Annotated in this window: 5 protein-coding genes; all 5 read left to right on the top strand. The window is 65.5% G+C overall.

All coding sequences use genetic code 11. The annotated features are described in order from the left end of the window. Window positions 1-179 precede the first annotated feature (179 nt). Entirely contained in the window at window positions 180-527 is a 348-nt protein-coding gene (locus AC1DU6_RS28665) for a phage tail termination protein (RefSeq protein WP_477861290.1), read from the top strand. A 12-nt stretch (window positions 528-539) separates the two neighbouring features. Next, on the top strand, window positions 540-1,001 hold the full coding sequence (locus AC1DU6_RS28660) for a phage tail tube protein (protein ID WP_477861289.1): 462 nt from the start codon (window positions 540-542) through the stop codon (window positions 999-1,001). A 9-nt stretch (window positions 1,002-1,010) separates the two neighbouring features. Then, window positions 1,011-1,355: a hypothetical protein gene (locus AC1DU6_RS28655; protein WP_477861287.1), complete on the top strand. Its 345-nt coding sequence runs from the start codon at window positions 1,011-1,013 to the stop codon at window positions 1,353-1,355. Next, on the top strand, window positions 1,355-1,900 hold the full coding sequence (locus AC1DU6_RS28650) for a DUF6246 family protein (RefSeq protein ID WP_477861285.1): 546 nt from the start codon (window positions 1,355-1,357) through the stop codon (window positions 1,898-1,900). Before AC1DU6_RS28655 ends, AC1DU6_RS28650 begins: the two co-directional genes overlap by 1 nt. Continuing rightward, a partial coding sequence (locus tag AC1DU6_RS28645; RefSeq protein WP_477861283.1) for a hypothetical protein occupies window positions 1,893-2,143 on the top strand: 251 nt, incomplete at its 3' end. The genes AC1DU6_RS28650 and AC1DU6_RS28645, both read left to right, overlap by 8 nt.

The following is a 2,143-nucleotide window of genomic DNA, read 5'->3' as shown; positions in this document are numbered from 1 at the left end:
GGGCTACACCGCGGCCTATGCGCTGCCCGTGCACGACCCCAGCAACCCGCAGAATTTTCGCCGCGCCACGGCGATGAAGGAATTCCTGAAGCTCGGGTTTGAGCAAGCGGAGCCCAACATCCGGGCCGTCATCACGGGCGCAATCCGCACCTGATCGCGCCTTCCTAGCATTCATGGGCATGAGTGCTGCCGACGCCCTGCGCGATTTTGTGACTCCGCTGCTTCCGGGCTGGCGGGTCCAGTTCGGCCGCTGGCGCGACGGCGAGAAGGCCGACCGCTTCTGCGTCATCAAGCCGGCCGGCGGCCTGCCCGCAGATCTCGTGCGCCGCCCTCAGTTCACCGTGTCGCTGATCGGCGCCGAGAACGCCGAGGCCTCCGAAGTCAGCGAAGCGGCCGACGCCATCGTCGAAGAGATGCGCACCAGCAGCGGCACCCTTATTTCCCTGCAGCCGGCCGAGCCGGTCTACATGCCGACCGATGACGGGCGGCCCGTCTTTGAAATCGCCGTCCAGGCAATCACCAACTGAGGACCTCGCACCATGGCTTCTCCTAAATTCGTCGGGCGYGACGTCGTTGTCGAGTTCGCGATCGCGCTCGAGAACGTCGACCCGACAACGCTGACCTATTCGCGCCTGGGCGCCATGCGTGGCAAGTCCATGAAGGTTTCATGGGACACCGTCGATGCCACGGCCGACGACTCGCCGAACTTCACCAAGGAAAACCTGGTGACGTTCAAGAGCGTCGAGTTCAGCGGCGACGGCGTCAGCTACGGCGAGGACGTCAGCAACCAGAAAAACATGAAAGTCCAGGCCATCAGCCCGGGCGCCGGCACGAACAACCAGCCCAAGGTCTGGCTGCGAATGACCGACCCCGACGGCGACAAGTGGGAAGGCCCCTTCATCGTCAACGAGTGGTCCGACGACCGCCCCTATTCGGACGTGGCCACCTGGAGCCTGTCCGCCATGAGCAACGGCAACGTTGCCTACACCCGTGCACCCTAAGGATCAATCATGGCAGCCATTGCATCTATCAACGCCGGCCAAGTCGGCCCTTTCGCCGCGGCGATCACTACGCTGTCGGCCGACGATACGATCACTTTCAGCGCCACCAAGAAGCAGTTGCTGGTGCTGACCAACACCACCGGCGGCAGCCTGACCGCGACCATCGATGGCGACGGCGGCACGACCGTCTCGGTGCCCGGCATCGGCGCGGTGGATGTGTCCAGCGGTAAGGCCATCGTGGTCGGTGCCGGCCTGAGCGTGGCCGTTGTGCTCGGCACGATCAGCGCCTTCTGCAAGGGCGTCGTGCACATCACCGGCGCCGCCACGCTCAAGGCCCAGCTCTTCGACTTCTGATGCTCGTCGAATCCGGCCTCGTGCGAGCGACGGCCGGCGACGGGACCGAATTCGTCTTTCGGCCGTCGCTCGGCCGCATTGCCTCGCTCGGGAGCCCCGGTGAGATCATCAGCTTGTTCGCCGCCCTGCATGGGCCGCATGCCCCGGCGGAAGCGGCCTATGTGCTGGCTTGTCTGTGCGATCAGGAAGACCCGACACCGCTGATCGGCTGGCGCGACGGTGACACCCGGCACGTCGGCGCGATGCCACAGGCCGAGCAGGTCATCGTGGCTCAGCACCTGATGCGGCACGGGATCATGGGCACGGCCACGCCACAGGCCGGCGACGGCAAGTTTGCCGCCGAGTTCCATGCCGCCGAGTACGTCTCCGCCGCCCGTGTGCACCTGGGCCTGTCCAGCGAAGACGCCGAGGCCCTGTCCATGACCGAGTTTCAGACCATGTTCGCGATGAAGTTCCCGGACGCTGGAAAGAAGAAGCGTGACGTGCCGACCCGCGAGGAGTACGAGGCCACCATGAAGGCGCACGAGGAGCGTGGGCATGGGTAACGGCGGCACCAACGTAGGGGCGATCTACTACGACGTTTCGCTCGACACGCGGCAGCTGATCGACGGACAGCGCCAGGTCGACCGAGAACTGAAGAAGACGTCCGGCAGCCTGGAGGCCTTCGGCGGCAAGGTCACCGCCATTGCCTCGGCCGTCGGCGTTCTCGCTGCGGCCCTGGCTAAGCTTAAGATTGCTGAGCTGGCGGACGAGATGCGCCTGCTTCAGGCCCGCGTCCAGGTCGCGTC

It is taken from the genome of Roseateles sp. P5_B10, assembly GCF_056400485.1.
The sequence above is the reverse complement of the archived record's forward strand: the minus strand, read 5'-3'. Positions and strand labels throughout refer to the sequence as shown.

What these genes read in the sequence shown, in the direction of transcription:
- AC1DU6_RS28665 (WP_477861290.1), top strand. Translation starts at nt 180, where the DNA reads ATGAGTGCTGCCGACGCCCTGCGCGATTTTGTGACTCCGCTGCTTCCG.
- AC1DU6_RS28655 (WP_477861287.1), top strand. Translation starts at nt 1,011, where the DNA reads ATGGCAGCCATTGCATCTATCAACGCCGGCCAAGTCGGCCCTTTCGCC.
- AC1DU6_RS28650 (WP_477861285.1), top strand. Translation starts at nt 1,355, where the DNA reads ATGCTCGTCGAATCCGGCCTCGTGCGAGCGACGGCCGGCGACGGGACC.